Genomic DNA, 15,608 nt, shown 5'->3' with positions numbered 1-15,608 from the left:
GGCGACTGATAGCGCTGACCGAACATGCTGACTGCGCAGGCACAGGCGAGAGCTATGGCCTGCGCAGCCAGTAATAGCCAATAGCCAATAGCCAATAGCCAATAGCCAATAGCCAATAGCCAATAGCCAATAGCCAACTGTGATAACTGAACTCGCGTCAGGATTACCGACCCAGATCAATAAAATGGCGAGTTAGGCGAAGCTGGCAGCAACATGGGTGTGGATCCGGTTGCCTTCATGTGGCGGATTTCGCATAGTGTTGCCCCCCTTTATGGGTATCCAATTGTGAGGCTTTGTCTATGATCCACGTTTTTGGTCACAAGAATCCTGATAGCGACAGTATCTGCAGTGCGCTGGTTATCACCGACTGGCTCAATGGCCAGGGCCGTCAGGCCACCCCATGGCGTCTGGGTGACCTGCGCACTGAAACCCGTTTTATTCTGGAGCAGGCTGGCGTCAGCGAACCCGAGTTGCTGACCAAAGATCTGACCGGTGAAGATGTCTGGCTGGTGGATTTCAGTGATCTGGAGCAGGGCCCCGCTACCCTCTCCCAGGCCAATGTACTGGGCCTGGTGGATCACCACCGTCTCGGCACTCTGGTCACCCAGTCTCCGCTGGATGCCTGGATCCGGGCCGTCGGCTGCACCTGCACCATCGCCTTCGACCTGCTGAGCCAGCAAGACACTGTGACCCGCAGCCAGGCTCGCCTGATGCTGGGTGCCATCATGAGCGATACCCTCTGTCTCACCTCGCCGACCACCACCGAGCAGGACAAGATCGCCTGTGAGCGTCTGGCACCACTGGCCGAAGTATCGCTGGCCGAATTCGGCCAACAGCTGCTGATGGCGAAAACCGACCTGAGCGGCCTGACCCCAGCTCAACTGCTGCAGCAGGATGAGAAGGCATTCCAGGCCGAAGGTCTGAACTTCATCATGAGCCAGATTGAAGTGGGCAGCGAACAACAGCTTGCCGACCAGATCGAAACTCTGCAGCAAGAGATGGCGCACCGTGTTGAAGGCGAAGGGCTCGACTTCTTCGTGCTGATGGTGACTGACCTGACGGCCGCAGCCAGCCGTATCTACTTTACCGAGCACGCCAAAGTACCGGCCGAGTCCAGCTACCACCCGGGCTTTGTCAGCCGCAAGAAGCAGGGTCTGCCCTGGGTGATGGATCTGCTGGCCAAGGCCTGATCCTCCCTCGCCATCACCTATTCCAAAGCCCTGCCTCTGCGCAGGGCTTTTTCATCGCCACCGCAAGCGGCACTCCCTATCCTCTTGCTGACCATCTTGCTCACCACTGCGGTCTCTCGTTTACTCCTTTCACGACTTATTGATAGTTAACGCCATAACTTTGCTTACATATTTGCGGCTGTTATTTATCAGGGCTTTGCTGCAGGATAATCGCCGCGCACAACCTTTTCCGTTTCCATTCAGGTGATCGATGAACATAACCCCCAAGCAGAGAACCCTGGCCATCACCATGCTGATCGCCGTGGTGCTCCTCGGCTGGCTGCTCTGGCCCAGTCAACCACCCAAGGCGATGCTGACCGCTCAGGTGACCCGCGAGGATATTGCCCAGACCGTGCTGGCCAGTGGTGTGCTGCAGGCCGTAGAACAGGTGGATGTGGGGGCCCAGGTCTCCGGTCAGGTTACCAAGCTGGCCGTCGAGGCCGGAGATCAGGTCAAGCAGGGAGACCTGCTGGCCGAGATCGATCCCCTGATTGCCCAGAACAACCTCAAGACGGCCGAGGCGGAGCTTGCCAGCAACCGCGCCCAGCTCAAGATCAAGCAGGCGCAACTCAAACAGAACGAACTCGCCTGGCGGCGCCAGCAGCAGATGTTCAAGCAGGAGGCGAGCTCACGGGCCGATCTGGAGAGTGCCGAGGCACTGCTGGCTGTCACCCGCGCCGAGCTGCAAAACAGCCAGGCCAATATCGACAACGCCCTGATCAAGGTTGATCGGGCCAAGACCGAGTTGGGCTACACCAAGATCCTGGCGCCGATGGATGGCACCGTCATCAGCATTGTGACCCGTCAGGGCCAGACCCTGGCAGCCAGCCAGACGGTGCCGACCGTGCTCAAGCTGGCCAACCTCGAGACCATGACGGTCAAGGCGCAGATCTCTGAAGCTGATGTCACCAAGGTCAAAGCCGGCATGCCAGTCTACTTCACCCTCATTGGCGATCCGGATACCCGCTATCAGGGTACGCTTCGCGCCGTGGAGTTAGCGCCTACCAACATCAACGATCAGGCCACCACCGGCACCACCACCAACAATGCGGCGGTCTACTACTACGCCCTGTTCGATGTGCCCAATCCCGACCATACCCTGCGGGTGGCAATGACCACCCAGGTGACCATAGTGCTCGGCGAGCGCAAGCAGGTGCTCACTGTGCCGCAAACCGCCCTCGGCAAGTCGCTGGGTGACAACGAGTATGAAGTCACCGTGATCAAGGACGATGAAACAACCGAAACCCGCCATATCAAGACTGGTATGAAGGACGAGATCCGCATTGAGGTGATCAGCGGGCTGAGTGAGAAGGAGGAGGTGCAGCTCAATCACGGAGCCCCCGCCGACAATGATGAGATGGCGGTGATGCTATGAGTGAGCCCCTGAACCAGCTGCCGTTGATCCAGCTGAAAGGGGTCGAGCGACGCTACCAGAGCGGCGACAGCGAAGTCACCGTGCTCCACCCTCTTGATCTCACTATCACGGCAGGAGAGATGATCGCCATTGTCGGCGCGTCCGGCTCCGGTAAGTCGACCTTGATGAACCTGCTGGGTTGTCTCGATAGCCCGAGCGGCGGCCAGTACCTGTTTCGCGGTCAGGACACCGCGACCATGGATGCGTTGGCGCTGGCCCGCCTGCGCTGCCACCACTTCGGCTTTATCTTTCAGCGTTACCACCTGCTGCCCCATCTTGATGCCGCCGCCAACGTGGAGATCCCCGCCGTCTATGCCGGCACCAGCCGCCTGGATCGCCAGGCGCGCGCGCGTCAGCTGCTGGGCAGACTGGGGCTGGCCGATCGCAGCCACCATACCCCTGGCCAACTCTCCGGCGGTCAGCAGCAGCGGGTCAGTATCGCCCGGGCGCTGGCCAATGGCGGCGAAGTGATCCTCGCCGATGAACCGACCGGCGCACTGGATAGCCAGAGCGGCAAGGAGGTGATGGCAATCCTCAAGGAGCTGCACGCTCAGGGCCACACCATCATTCTGGTCACCCACGATATGAACGTGGCCAGCCATGCCGACCGGATCATCACTCTCAAGGATGGTCGGATTGAACAAGATAGCGGCCCCTGCCAAACGGCCGTGTTGGCTCCAGCCACCGCCGTAGCCCCTCAAAAAATAGTGCCCACTAAAGGCGCCATGGGTCACGACTGGGATCGTTATCGGGAAGCGGGACGGATGGCGATCCATGCCATGCTAGCCCACCGGATGCGCGCCTTCCTCACCATGCTCGGCATCATCATCGGCATCGCCGCCGTGGTGAGCGTGGTGGCGCTGGGGCAAGGGGCGCGCGCCAAGGTGATCGACCAGATCAATGCGATGGGCACCAACACCATCGAAATCTTCCCGGGCAAGGGATGGGGCGATGAGAAGATGGCCAGCATCCAGACCCTCAACAAGGGGGATCTCGATGCCCTGCTGGGGCAGCCCTATCTTGCGGGCGCCAGCCCCGAGATCGGCAGCTCAGGCCAGTTGCGCTATCGCAACAAGACCAACAGCGGCAACGTGACCGGGGTCGGCAACGACTATTTCAAGGTAAAGGGGATGACGCTGGTCAGTGGTCGCTTACTGGAGTGGCAAGATATCCAGCAGCGTGCCGCCGTCGCCGTGGTGGACAAGAAGAGTATCACCAGCCTGCTTGACAAGGAGGAGCCGGTCGGCAAGGTGGTGCTGGTCGGCACCTTGCCGGTGCGGATTGTCGGTGTGGTTTCGCAGGAGACCGGCTTCGGCCCCACCAGCCAGTCGGTCAATATCTGGCTGCCCTACAGCGCGGTGATGAGTCGCCTCATCTCGCAGCACCACTTCAGCCAGATCACCATCCGGGTCAAAGACGGGGTACAACCGGCACTGGCCGAGCAGGCAGTGATCGAGCTGATCACCAAGCGCCACGGGGTGAAGGATTTCTTCACCTTCAGTAGCGACAGCATCATCAAATCGGTGGAGAAAACCACGGCAACCATGACCCTGATGGTCTCGGCCATCGCGGTGATCTCGCTGATCGTCGGCGGGGTGGGCGTGATGAACATCATGCTGGTGTCGGTGGTGGAGCGCACCCGCGAGATCGGCATTCGCATGGCCGTGGGCGCCCGCCAGTCGGATATTCTGCAGCAGTTCCTGATTGAAGCTGTGATGGTGAGCCTGCTGGGGGGGATCTTCGGCGTCGGCCTCTCGCTGGGCATTGGCGCACTCTTTTCACTGCTGGTGGACTCCATCAAGATGCAGTTCTCGCTCTTCTCCATCCTGATGGCCTTTGGCTGCTCATCACTCATCGGGATCCTGTTTGGTTACCTGCCGGCACGCAATGCGGCGCGGCTCGACCCTGTTGTTGCACTGGCGAGGGAATAACAATGCACAAACTCTCCTGGCTGGCTCTCTCTATGGCCCTCAGCGGCTGCAGTCAGCACAGCACCTATCAAAGACCCCAGCTGGCGATCGCCCCCACATGGCAACAAGCAGAGGGCGCCCAACTGGCTGCGCAAGCCAGCCCCTGGTGGCGGGAATTTCATGATCCCCAGCTCGACAAATTGGTCGAGGCGGTTCTGGCCGCCAACCCGGACATGCATGTGGCGGCCCTCAAGCTCAAAAGCGCCCGACTGGGCGCCGAGCAGGCCGATACCAACCTCACCCCCTCGGTCAATGGCACTATCGCAGCCAGTGGCAACAAGGATCTGAAAACCGGCAAAGACACCAACAGTCTGGGCCCCTCGCTGAGCCTCAGTTACGAAGTGGATTTGTGGGGCAAGCTTGCCTCGGTGCGAGATCAGGCAAGCTGGGAAGCGGCGGCAAGCGAGCAGGATCTCGCCAGCACCCGACTACTGCTGATCGGCAATACCCTGGAGCAGTATTGGCAGCTCGGCTATCTCGGCTCTGCCATCACGCTCGGAGAACAGCAGTTGGCCAACCTGTCCCGAACTGAGCAGCTGACCCAGACCAAATACCAGGCTGGCGCCATTACCCGACTCGATCTGGCGCAGGCACGCCAACTGTTGGCAGGAAAACAGGCTGAGCTGGCCTCCCTCAAGGCGCAGCAGGAGCAAGCTCGCAATGCCCTGCGTCTGTTGCTGGGCCGCAGCAGCGGGTCGCTGGAGTATGCACCCGCTTCCCTTGCAAAGCAGACCATTCCTGAACTTGCGGTGGGTATTCCAGCCGATGTGCTGGCTCGCCGCCCCGATGTCAAAGCGGCCGAATTGCGGCTGCGCAAGACGCTGGCAAAGGGGGACGAGATCCGCACCAGCTTCTACCCCAGCCTGACCCTGACTGGCAGCGCCAGCACCGCATCCGATAGATTGGCGCAGGTGCTGCAAAATCCGGTAGGTACGCTGGGAGCCAGCCTCGCCCTCCCCTTCCTTGAATACAACCGCACCCAGCTCGCCATCGAAAGCTCAGAGCTGGATTACCAGATTGCTGAAACCGAGTTTCGCAAACAGCTCTACACCGCACTGGTGGAGGTGGAAGACAATCTGGCCGCACGCCACTATGGCCAGCAGCGACTCGATTATCTGCAGGAACAACTGAGTTATGCCCAGGAGGCCGAACTACTGGCCAAGGCTCGCTTCCAGGCGGGTGCGACCGGCGTGCAAGCCTGGCTTGATGAGCAGAACCGACTGTGGGATGCCCAGCAGAGCCTGCTGGCCCAGCAAAAAGAGCAGCTCACCACCACTGCCAAAATCTATCGCGCCCTGGGCGGCAGCGATAGCGTGACGCCCCGATAGCGCTTCACCTGGCCATTCCCCACTCTGCCGGCAGAGTGGGGAATATCATCGCCATAGACCGCACAGAATTCCCTCGCCCACACGGCAGCCGAACTCCATTGCCCATTATCAGGGGCAGTCATGGCAGCGCAGCCAATTACATGCATCGGCGACCCAGAATATCCCGGCTATACCTCGCGGCTATCTCTATCCCTCACGCACCCTGACCGGAGATAACGGTTACCGGATATTCCATCAGCAGAGAGCTCGGCTCTTGCCAAGCCGCGCCCCGTGAATCATGAGAGACATATCCGAAGCGCATATCTGCACGACGCATACAAATAGCGATATCACGCAGTTAATCCTGCACGACAAAATTAATCGCAAACAATGAGTGATATTGACAAAAGCAACAGTGAAGTGAAACGACGGTAATAAGGATACAAGCGAGGATGTAGATAACAGTGGGGAGAAGGGTCGGATTGGATAACCACGAGTAAAACGGCAAAAATAATGCCGCTCAAGGGCGGCATTATTCAATCTCTGAACCTGACGAATTAGATCAGGAAATCGTTCAGGTCTTTACCCAGTGCTACTTGAGCAGCAATGGCTTTTGGCATACGGCCTTGACCGGTCCAAGTTTTTTCCTGGCCATCTTCTTCGTACTTGTATTTAGCCGGACGCGGAGCACGTTTGCTCTTGGCAGCGCCAGTCGCAGCAGCCGGAGCTGCGGCAGTCGCCAACAGCTCGCGAGGATCAATACCAGCCTGCTGCAGCATTTCGGTGAATTCATTCAGCTTGCGCTGACGCTCTTCCTGTTCAGCACGCTCCTGTTCCACAGAATCGGCGCGCTCTTGGTAAACCAGGTCAAACTTCTCTTTAGCTTCCAGCAGTTGCTCAAACGGCAGCTCACGAATAGCCGCACGCAGACTGCGAATGTTCAGCAGAACTTTCAGAAACTCGTTCATTATTTCCTCACAAAAAGTCGGTTACAGGGATAACTGTTTCAGAATAGCATGGACAATTCATAACTACATGCAATTTTTACTATCAGGGCATACTTGGAAAGAATATGAAAATAAACTTGCCAACAAACTCACGCTTTCACCCATTAAACCTATCTCGCCTAGACATCTCTTTTGATATCACCACCAAATCGAACATACACATCTGAAACTATTAATATGAGGTTCAGGGTAATTGCCATCAACATTTTTCAGAAAATACAACTAGTGCGTCAAACGATTCCTGAGCAGTACCTGCATAAAAAAATAGAACGATGCCTGCTCGCATCATGAGCAGATTAAGACCATGCGTCATATTACCCAATCGATCGCGCCATGGATTAAAATCGTTTAGAAACAACAAGTTAAAACCAGCCCGATGAACATAAAAAAGGCGCGCGACTAAAGGTGTGTTTCCCCTCTACCTTACCTTTTGCACGGAAACCACAGGTTCATTCCTACAGCTATAACGGGATAGAGACAAGCCGCTATGATTGCCTCATATCCCATTTTCCAAGCCTTAGTTGGCTGCTCCAGTAGGTAACGTATCCACACCACTGACCATTGGTTTAGAGGTTGCCTCAATCAGCAATGGTTCTTTTGGATACCAACGGAGCGCTTCGGCTCTTAAATTACGAGCCTCGTCAGGGCGCCCCAACGCATTCAATGCAACAACCATGTTCGCGTAGATATTTGCTCTGGGTGTATGGCGAACAAAATCTTGCCCCCATGCCAGGTAAGCCTCCAGTTCGGTCTTATTCTGAGTCTGTAAACCCACCATCAATCGTACCGCATTTACATCAAACTCAACCCGCGTCAACCAAGCCATTGGATTAATAATATCCAGCAACAATGCTGGCTCCTTATACCCACCCCGTTCGTATTTGGTGACGACCCAGGCCGTATGAAGCGCAGTCAACATGAATGGTACGATAAACAAGGGGATGGAAACCGCCAGAAAGAGTAACAACAACTTATGGGGGTAACGGTATACGGCTATCCCTCTGGCTGCGTCTGCCCCACAGGTTTCATCGATATACCAGACCAACATCAATAAAAAAATCCAGTGAGCAATGGAGTGATAGAGGGGATATTCGACCTGGGTATGAAGTGTAATGGGTACGACTAATGCCAATAAGGCCAATCCATGCGACCTGGATTGACCCGCTACACGCCATATCACAGCGGCCCCCATCACCAAGAGCCCGATGACAGGCAAGATACCCCCTTCAACAGCCCAATAGAGCAACTCATTATGAGGATGATCAAGGTTGTACTCAATCTGTGGCATTGCCGGATTCAATAACTTATCTGCCATATAGTTATGCAGGAATACAGATTCGAAAGAACCATACCCCCATCCGGTAAAAGGATGCTGTGACACCAGGTGCAATGCATACGACCAATAAATCGTACGATACCCCCCCGACTGATAGACAGAAAGACCCCGCTTGACCCCTTCCACACCATACAGAGATGCGAGTCCGAACAGCACGCCCAATAAGACACATGAAAGAGTCACCTTCAAAGCGTGGTTTCTCTTCAACCAGGGAAGCATCATCAGCAAAGCCAATATTCCACCCAATTGCCCAACTCTGGATTGAAGAACAATCAGCAACACCACTGAACCAACGATCACATAACCCTGAAGTGCCTTCAGCCATCGATGTTGGTTGAGGGTATTTAGCCAAGCAGCCAGAGACAAACCGGTGGCCATAAAACTGGCCATCACGTTGGGTTGCTGAAAAATGCCATATGGACGATTTGCTTTGGTGTCATAGCCAAGCCAATTGCCCGGTGTTAGCAGGTAATACTGCACCAGACCCAAAGTCATTTCGATAGCTATCGCAACCAGCATAAGCGTCAATAGCTGTTGACGCGCCTTCTGTGCAAGACGGAACTGATAGAGCGAGAAGAGAAATAATCCGCCGCCGACAAGACCACCGAGGCGAGGAAGTGCGTAATCACGCAAGGTGGCGTCAGACCACGCCATGGGTAGCAGCATCAATACAATCGCGCCCCCCCAAACTTGCAAGAGCCTGCTGGACACCAATTCGCCTTTCGACGTGATATGCCACAACCCCAGACAGATCATCAAAGAAGCAAATATCCATCCCCATGCGTTGAAAGGAAGATAGAGACCTGCCCCACCCGGGTTATGCATGAAAAAATGCATTCCAAGTCCCAGCCAAAGTATGCTTATCCCCCAAAAGAGAAAAAATACTCGCTTTTCCCGATGGGCTGATAGCACTGATGACCCGGTGGACGGAAATGTAGGCATAAAAAAAGCGCTCTGAAAAAATGGTGTTTCATACAACCATATTCAGAGCGCTTTACTCAAGCTATAGCATTAATTAGTCAGGAAATGACGCGTTGCTACTCAAACTGTAAAGACTGTATTTTCTGGCCAACATCTGGCCCCCATCTCTGGTCAATGGCATCCAGCCAATCGAGCCTTTGCTGGTTGTCGGGCGGAGCAGCATCAAGTCGAAGGGAATCGTCACATAGATACCTTTAGTGAAACTCCCCTCTCCATACTCATCAGCAGACACATCGGTCAGCGTTGCAAACACCCCTGCCACAACGCCGGATGAGAAGCGTTTGGACAGATCCAATGTCGCCCCGACATCCCCTGCCAGATAACGGCCAATAGAGAGCTGGGCAGTCACATCATCAACATAGGGCAGTTGCCAATAACCGGTCACATGGCCTGTTGCCACATCGTAATCGGCCATCCGCAAGGTATTGTTCCAATCCCGTTGCTTGACCCAGTTCACATCAGCCGCAATCGCCCATGAACGACCAAAAGGACGATACAGCAGTTCGGCACCACCACCGGCGTACATCATCTCCAGATAACCGGCATAAGCCTGACCATACCACTCAGGTGAGAACTGCTCGAAATGGGTCGCTTGCAGGTTGTTAAGCAATACATCGGAGGAACTGACATACTCCCGGATCCAGGTTCTCACCCTGGGCAAAGCATCCCCGTCCAGCGGTGGATTCTTGTAATTGAACTTGTCGTAGTTATCGGCCAGGTTCACAAATACTGTGCCCCCCAGCCAGTTCTTCTCGGTCACCCGCCAATCACCATTGAAGTTGAGACCAAGCTGATACATGTAGAAAGACTCCGGCCCCCCAACAGACTGGTTCAACACAGGATCCACACTGTAACTCAGCGCCGAGCTGCGACTTTCATGGCGAACAGGTGCCGACGGTGCATTGGCTGCGATGACATCCGACTTATAAGTAGTCTCTTGTCCCAATGGGAGGTCACTGTTTGCCAACCGTACAGAGTCCATGTCCACTACAGTCTCACGGATATCGAGCCCTTTCTTCTGCTCAACGATATGCAGAGAGTGAACGGAAGCGGGCAACGCATTCGCGGCCAATAATGACATTCGAGCTTCGGCTTCATCTGGCTTGCGATACTTCAGCTGCTCACCGCTGACAAAAACACGATCGTCCGTGCCATACCAGACCAGATCACGATATCCGGCATTGCTTTTCGTCTGCGCACTGAGTGCAGCCCAATCGACATCATCCAGTTGGGCCGGACTCTTTTCCGGTTGATACTCAGGCCGGGGCTCATCCAGATGGGCCTGCTGCAACTCATTAAAGTTGGTCCGCATAGTAATACCCCACATCAGGGTATTGCCACGCTGATAGCTGAGATGAGTATCCATATTATCGAAAATACGATACACGGCACCGATGTTGACAGGTGAGCTATGCGGCAAGGCTCCATAGCCGCCTTTGCTGTTACGGGCCGCATACTCGCGGCTGTAATCATTACCGTCATATTCCAGTTTCAGACGCAAAGGGCGCCATGGCGTCTGATACTCGATACCGCCAAACAAGGCCGCCGGGCCGTGGAACAGACTATCGACCTCAAATTTGCCGCCATTGCCCGCATAACCATCATTACGCTGGCACCAACTCTCTTTGTATTCACAGAAGGGGTTCTTGATATTGCCGCTCTCGGCCATATTCCCCCAGCCCATTCCAAGGGTGAAATCAAACGGGCCATAACGTTTACTGGCAACAACGTACTCGCTATCGAACAGGCCAGTCCCCATCAAGTCTCTGAAGCCCAATGATACTTGGGGTAAGTAATCAGACTCTTGCCAAAGTCGGAATTTAAAATCCATCGACTTGTCTTTATAAGTCTGATCCCCGCTGAACTGCTCGTAAGGGCTATACAGACGAGTTCTGACATCGGTATAACGCAGCGTGGCCTCAAACCAGTCAAAGGGCTGCATGGAGATCGACCAGCGTCGATACTCTTCGTTATCCATGTAGTTGAAACTGAACTCGCCTTCTGCGGCCATTCTGGCACTGGGCATCTGCAGCAGACCTGCCCCACCGAAATCACTTTGCGATGGGCCATAGGGATCATTCGCCCCGGGTGCAGCAACACAAACGGTCGAGACGGCCAGGGCAATATATGAAAGTTTTGGAATCATTAATGAGGCACCCTGTTTGCAATTATCTCGGCGATCCGCTGATTTATTCCGGCAAATGAAGAGGGCAACAGGTCAGGATCAAACCCGACCAGCAGTGCAGCCCCCGCCATGGGTTCACGATGAAGCTTGTTCCAGACGGCAACGGGGACCATCTCGATATCACCGGTTGGCTGGATCAACAGCAGATGAGCCGAGTCGGCCCCCTCCAGCAGCGCATCACGCTTCCAATATTCATCGACACCTGCACCGGGAACCAGAGGCAACGTGGGGAGCGCTTCCATCAGGCCAAACATGGCAACCTGAGGCTGGCGGGCAGCAACAAACAGTCGGTAGTTGCCTTCCAGGCGAGGGTTATCCTGCGGGGAGCGCTGGGCATTGTCAGGATCAACTATCACAGGCAAACGGCCGGTAACGGTGATGCCTTCGAGTTGATGTGCAAGACGAGTAGCAGAAGAGGCACGTTGAGCCTCACCTTCGCTACGCCATATGCTCGCCAGACTCTCCAACTCACGGATCACCGCCGCCTGCTTGAGCTCAAACTCATGTTGACGGGCCGGCGTCGTAATCTGGGCAGAGCGCCAATAGATGGGTGATGGCAGCAGCTTGTTTCTCAGCAAGGCGTCAAGGCGTGCCCCTTCACTCAAGGTGATGGGATCTTGAAGACGCCCCTGATAGTAAATGCTGACACTGGTATCCGCGAAGCAAGCACCGGACAGCAATAAAAGAGATAGGGTCAGTTTTTTCATGACGAGAATGGCTTCAAAATGGTGAGTTCAATGACCGGCAGATCAGGGCCGAGATGTTGCTGGGTTTTTACTACCTGTCCATTAACCGGATCTCGCCAGAATACATTGGTCCAGGATTTCCCCCCCGGGAACATTGAAACCGTCTCTTCAAAACGCGTAGCTGAAACTCGGCGCGTCACCAGATCCAGCTCATCCTGTCCGGCACGGACCATCGTCCCTTCAAGACGGTAGCCGCTGAGATAGCGCTGTTCCCACTCTGACAAGGTACTCCAGTTGGCAGATGAGGTAGCAGCCATCGACAGTGGGTCGGCAGAAGCACTCTCGCTCATGACCAGGTCATTTTCCATACCGACAGTTTTAATGACCCTACCGTGGCGGGTTATAATCATGACCCGATCGGCTGTCAGCCAGGAGAGTTCATCTCCATTGACATAAGCCAATACCACGAAGATCCGCGGGTTATCACCGATTTTCAGATAAGCACTTGCATAAGGCAGTTTATTGACATGCTCGGCACTGACGGTCACATCATCAGCCCCCAACACGGCATATTTGATAGTTTCGCTCGTCACAAAAGCAGTATTTGAACAACCGGTGAGAGATAACAAACCAAGAAAAACAAGATTGCGCGATAAAGACATAGAGTGACCACAGTGACAAATAAAAAAATAAGGCTGCCAAAGCAGCCCTATATCATATTAACGAGTACTGGTTGTGGTTCCGGTACCACGGCCGGCATCATCGTTGGAGTTGGCATTTGCAATGGCAACACCAGCAATAACCGCAGCACCTACACCAACGGCAACAATGGTGCCAGTCCCGATGGCAGCAGCACTGGCAGCACCAGCACCTGCGGCGCCGGCAGAACCGGTGGATGCAGTAGCAGCAGTTTCTTCAGCAGCCATCACACCATGAGAGAATGCCATGGCAGCAGCCAGAATCAGGGCGGTTTTTTTCATTTCATCTTTCCTTGTTTATTGTCTACTTGTGGCTCGGAGAAAATATGGCATGACAACAATGCTATTACCATATATCTCTTTACCAGCGCATTGCCATGTTCACAAAAAGTTAAGTAACTCATTGTAAACATAGATAATTGCAAATATAGCATACCATCGGGACGCTATTATTGCACTGAAATACAGGTTGCATTCGAAAACTATTTTATGGGGGTCATAAAAAAGGTGCGCCATGAAGACGCACCCTGCATTCACCTATTGCGGTTATCCAAACAGAATGTCAGGCTTTTTCCTTGCTGCCATAACTATATTGATAATATCCGTAGTTACCGTAATAACTGCTTGCCTTCTTCTCGACCGCGTTGAGCAAGACCCCCTTGATAGCGACCCCGTTTTGCTCGAAGCGGCGAATGGCCACCTCCACCTCTTTGACCGCAGTCTTGGCGAAGCGGGCAACCAGCAAGGATGCGCCCACATGCTGACCAACGATGGCCGCATCAGTGACCGCCAAGATGGGAGGGGAGTCAACGATGACAAAATCGTAGTGCTCGCTCGCCCAATCCAGCAGCGCTTTGAAACGAGGGTGCATCAACAGCTCGGAAGGGTTGGGTGGCACAGCCCCACGACAGACAAAATCAAGGCCATCAAACCCGGTCTGACTCACAACGTGTGTCAGCTCTGTCTGACCCGCCAGATAGGCACTCAGACCGGCGCCCATCTCCTGCCCCATGACCTTCTGCATATAGCCTTTGCGCAAGTCGGCATCGATAACCAGCACCTTCTTGCCGCCCAGAGCCAACGTGGCAGCGAAGTTGGTCGACACGAAGGTTTTGCCAAGCCCCGGGCCGGGGCCCGAGATCATCACAATGTTGTTTTTGGCTTCCATCATGGCGAAGTGAAGACTGGTTCGCAGACTACGCAGTGACTCCATCGCTAAATCGGCCGGATTTCGCGCAGCCAGCAAGGCTTCGTTGAGAGGCATTGCCTGCCGCCGCTTTTTCTGCTGCTGCTCGATGGTGGCCTGCTCAGCGGAATAGGGGATGGTGGCATAGACAGACAGCCCCATCTCTTCCAACTGTTCCGGGCTTTCCACACCACGGTGGAAGGCAGCGCGCACCAGGATCAACCCCACCGACAGCATGCCACCCAGCAGTGTCGCCAGTACCACGATCAGCGGTTTCTTAGGCTTGACGGCACGGGTTTCAACAGCGGCATCATCGATGATCCGCACATTGCCGATGGTGCCCGCCTTCATGATATTGAGCTCCTGCTGCTTGTTGAGCAGCTGGACGAAGATCTCCTGACCAACCTGTACGTCACGGGTCAGACGCAAAATCTCCTGCTGGGTTTTTGGCAGACGCTTGATCGACTTGTTGATCGCATTTTTGGTATTCATCAAGGTCTGGCGCTTTTCCATCAGGGCGATGTAAGCCGGGTGCTGGCGGGTATAGAGTTGCTGCAACTCCGCTTCCCGGAAGGTCAACTCGTTGAGCTGCTTCTCGAGGCCCACCATGGTATCCAGTGCGGCTTTCGCTTCCAGCGACAGATCGACCGACTCATTCTGCTGGCGATAAACATTCAACTGCTCTTCAGAACGATTCAGCTCCTCTTTGACCTGAGGCAGATGCGTCTGCAAGAAATCTAGGCTCTTCTGGGCCTCTTCGGTCTTGCGTACCACATTCTGCTGCAGATAGTTCTGGCTGATATTGTCGAGCACTGCACGAATGCGGCCCTTGTCATCCCCTTCCAGCGCCAGCGAGATGATCCCGGTATTTTTGCCCTTTTCACTGACCTGAAGATCACGCTGCAACTCGGCAATCACATCCAGTACCGGTTGTTTGACCAGCGTGAATACCTGCCCCTCATCGGCTGCCACATCAGACAACAGCAGGGTGACATCCTCTTTTTCAAGCAGCTTGCCTACCTGACCTTCCAGCACCCGCCCCTCAACCTCAAGGGTAAAGTGCTTGTCTTCACCCAGGGTCAATGTGATCGGTACATCCAACAGTTCAGGAGCAACTTCAAAACGGCTTACCGCCATCTTGGGATAGGGATGCCCCATCAGCCGTGACAGACCACGGCCAATCAGCGGGAAGAAATTAGGAGTCACTACGGTATCGAGGTGAAGCTCTTGTACCGTACGGCCAAGCACCATACGAGAAGTCAGCAGCTCAATCTCGGCGGCCGCATCAGGCTGTTCACCGCCCAATACATCAGCCATATCCCCGAGCAGCGCAGCACCACTGGCTTTTTTCTCCACCTGCAGCAAGGCGTTTGCCTTGAAGACTGGGGTGGCCAACAGAGCGTATGCAACGCCAAGAACCATAAACAGAGCGGTGATCGTCACAATCCACCAACGGCCATCGATCAGGTAACCCAGCAGGCGCCCCAGATCGATCTCGTCATTCTCCACCGCGGCACTGCTCTGCCGGGACGAAACAGAAGAAGTCGTCATTAAACACAATCCATTTTTATAGTCAGATACAACCCAAACACCACCAGACGCTGCGGAT

The 15,608-nt window shown here is 54.7% G+C and carries 11 protein-coding genes; 4 read left to right on the top strand and 7 right to left on the bottom strand.

Annotation, left to right across the window (positions count from 1 at the left end):
- Positions 1 to 299: 299 nt before the first annotated feature.
- The 4 genes from ACB035_RS01070 to ACB035_RS01055 all read left to right on the top strand — a co-directional run bounded on the left by ACB035_RS01070 (position 300) and on the right by ACB035_RS01055 (position 5,941).
- Positions 300 to 1,190, top strand: coding sequence for a manganese-dependent inorganic pyrophosphatase (locus ACB035_RS01070; RefSeq protein WP_371166464.1), 891 nt, complete (start codon positions 300 to 302; stop codon positions 1,188 to 1,190).
- Positions 1,191 to 1,440: 250 nt separating this feature from the next.
- Positions 1,441 to 2,604, top strand: a complete 1,164-nt coding sequence (gene macA / locus ACB035_RS01065; protein WP_047439138.1) for a macrolide transporter subunit MacA — start codon at positions 1,441 to 1,443, stop codon at positions 2,602 to 2,604.
- The gene (locus ACB035_RS01060; protein ID WP_371166463.1) at positions 2,601 to 4,574 is read left to right on the top strand and encodes a MacB family efflux pump subunit; all 1,974 of its coding nucleotides are present in this window, start codon (positions 2,601 to 2,603) and stop codon (positions 4,572 to 4,574) included. The genes macA and ACB035_RS01060 overlap by 4 nt, the downstream gene beginning before the upstream one ends.
- Before the next feature lie 2 nt (positions 4,575 to 4,576).
- Positions 4,577 to 5,941: an efflux transporter outer membrane subunit gene (locus ACB035_RS01055; RefSeq protein ID WP_371166462.1), complete on the top strand. Its 1,365-nt coding sequence runs from the start codon at positions 4,577 to 4,579 to the stop codon at positions 5,939 to 5,941.
- Positions 5,942 to 6,477: 536 nt separating this feature from the next.
- On the opposite strand, the gene ACB035_RS01050 is transcribed toward ACB035_RS01055, so the two are convergent.
- From ACB035_RS01050 to ACB035_RS01020, 7 genes are all read right to left on the bottom strand, one after another.
- Positions 6,478 to 6,888, bottom strand: a complete 411-nt coding sequence (locus ACB035_RS01050) for an H-NS family nucleoid-associated regulatory protein (protein ID WP_005344269.1) — start codon at positions 6,886 to 6,888, stop codon at positions 6,478 to 6,480.
- A 556-nt stretch (positions 6,889 to 7,444) separates the two neighbouring features.
- Complete coding sequence (locus tag ACB035_RS01045) at positions 7,445 to 9,100, bottom strand: Wzy polymerase domain-containing protein (protein WP_371166461.1); 1,656 nt, start codon at positions 9,098 to 9,100, stop codon at positions 7,445 to 7,447.
- A 178-nt stretch (positions 9,101 to 9,278) separates the two neighbouring features.
- A complete protein-coding gene (locus tag ACB035_RS01040; protein WP_371166460.1) occupies positions 9,279 to 11,390 on the bottom strand; it encodes a YjbH domain-containing protein in 2,112 nt (703 codons plus the stop codon).
- Positions 11,390 to 12,136 (bottom strand): capsule biosynthesis GfcC family protein, encoded by a 747-nt coding sequence (locus ACB035_RS01035; RefSeq protein ID WP_236366572.1) that lies wholly within the window; start codon positions 12,134 to 12,136, stop codon positions 11,390 to 11,392. Before ACB035_RS01035 ends, ACB035_RS01040 begins: the two co-directional genes overlap by 1 nt.
- Positions 12,133 to 12,777, bottom strand: a complete 645-nt coding sequence (locus ACB035_RS01030) for a YjbF family lipoprotein (RefSeq protein ID WP_304520030.1) — start codon at positions 12,775 to 12,777, stop codon at positions 12,133 to 12,135. The genes ACB035_RS01035 and ACB035_RS01030 overlap by 4 nt, the downstream gene beginning before the upstream one ends.
- A 57-nt stretch (positions 12,778 to 12,834) precedes the next feature.
- A complete protein-coding gene (locus ACB035_RS01025; RefSeq protein WP_108542347.1) occupies positions 12,835 to 13,095 on the bottom strand; it encodes a hypothetical protein in 261 nt (86 codons plus the stop codon).
- A 280-nt stretch (positions 13,096 to 13,375) separates the two neighbouring features.
- The gene (locus tag ACB035_RS01020; RefSeq protein ID WP_371166459.1) at positions 13,376 to 15,550 is read right to left on the bottom strand and encodes a polysaccharide biosynthesis tyrosine autokinase; all 2,175 of its coding nucleotides are present in this window, start codon (positions 15,548 to 15,550) and stop codon (positions 13,376 to 13,378) included.
- Positions 15,551 to 15,608 lie beyond the last annotated feature (58 nt).

The organism is Aeromonas sp. S12(2024), assembly GCF_041402305.1.
Taxonomy (GTDB): Bacteria; Pseudomonadota; Gammaproteobacteria; order Enterobacterales; family Aeromonadaceae; genus Aeromonas; species Aeromonas veronii.
This window is presented reverse-complemented; position numbering and strand designations above follow the sequence as displayed.